The sequence below is a fragment of the Clostridium sp. Marseille-Q7071 genome (genome assembly GCF_965112025.1).
Window position 1 is genome coordinate 1 of sequence record NZ_CBCOPR010000010.1, and the last position, 1,068, is coordinate 1,068.

Annotated in this window: 2 protein-coding genes; one reads left to right on the plus strand and one right to left on the minus strand. The window is 32.0% G+C overall.

Features of this window, described 5'->3' with window-relative positions:
• Positions 1-8 precede the first annotated feature (8 nt).
• A complete protein-coding gene (locus ACWPW7_RS23360; RefSeq protein WP_454055645.1) occupies positions 9-134 on the plus strand; it encodes a hypothetical protein in 126 nt (41 codons plus the stop codon).
• Between the two features lie 425 nt (positions 135-559).
• On the opposite strand, the gene ACWPW7_RS23365 is transcribed toward ACWPW7_RS23360, so the two are convergent.
• Positions 560-754 carry a hypothetical protein gene (locus ACWPW7_RS23365; RefSeq protein WP_454054975.1) on the minus strand — a complete coding sequence of 65 codons (195 nt, stop codon included), beginning with the start codon at positions 752-754 and terminating at the stop codon, positions 560-562.
• Between the last annotated feature and the right edge of the window lie 314 nt (positions 755-1,068).

The window sequence follows — 1,068 nt, forward strand, 5'->3', positions numbered from 1 at the left end:
ATGAAATCCTGAAATGCATCGCAAATACTTACAAGTTTGATAGCAGATTCAAAAAATATATAAACCAATTTAGTGGTGAAGATTTGAGTGATTTTATTTACAGAGCTATCATTTTCTATTGTGCTGACAAATGACTTCTAAATAATCTCCACCACCTCAACGGAAATAAGAAACAAGCCTCTAAGCTTGCCTCTACTTCTTTTACGGGTTATGTCATCTTTTTTATCTCTTCAATGGTCATCTTACAATCATCTAAGCTAAAAACCGCCTGGACACCTTTATTTATCAAGGTTTCAGGCGGGTTCAATTCTCCCCACGGCTTCTGTATGTGCTGTCCGTGGAAACATTTCTACTTGTTCTACTTCTAGGGTTTTATATCCTAATTGATCTAGAATCCTTAAATCTCTTGCTAAATTTGCAGGGTCATAGTAAATATAGACTATTTAACTATGGCTTGAAGTAATAATTCTTCACAGCCTTTTCTTGGTTGATTTGGTTCTATAATCTGAATTTACTTAAGATATAATTATAAACCGTACCTTAGATATATAGCAAGGAACTATAATTGACAGCTGGTTTGCTCCATTCTCGTATCATAATAATCTGCCATTGCATAGCTTCCAGTTGGTATTAAATTTATATTTTTATGAGTTAGACCCTTGGCACTTTCTACATTCCAAATATTTAATAATACTACAGGCTTATTTTCTTTATGTAGGCTTCGAAATAATTTTGTTTTTTCCTTTATTGTCATATTATGACCCCTTTCATAGTTGATACACTCATTATAAAGTTATCCATAATTTTATGCATACGAAAAATGAACATCTATTTCTTAATTAATGATCTAGTATAATCCTGTAAACACAAGAAGCGGAACAGCATAAAAAATGGAATACACCAAATAAGACATATCCCATTTATACTCATAGAAAATATAAGCAAAATTTCTATATTTCAATTTCTATGTTATTAATTATTAGGTTTTCCACTCCTAACAATGGATGGGGTGTTCTGGGTAACATATACCTACCCGTGTTACCAAATACCGGAAGCTCATATGATTAT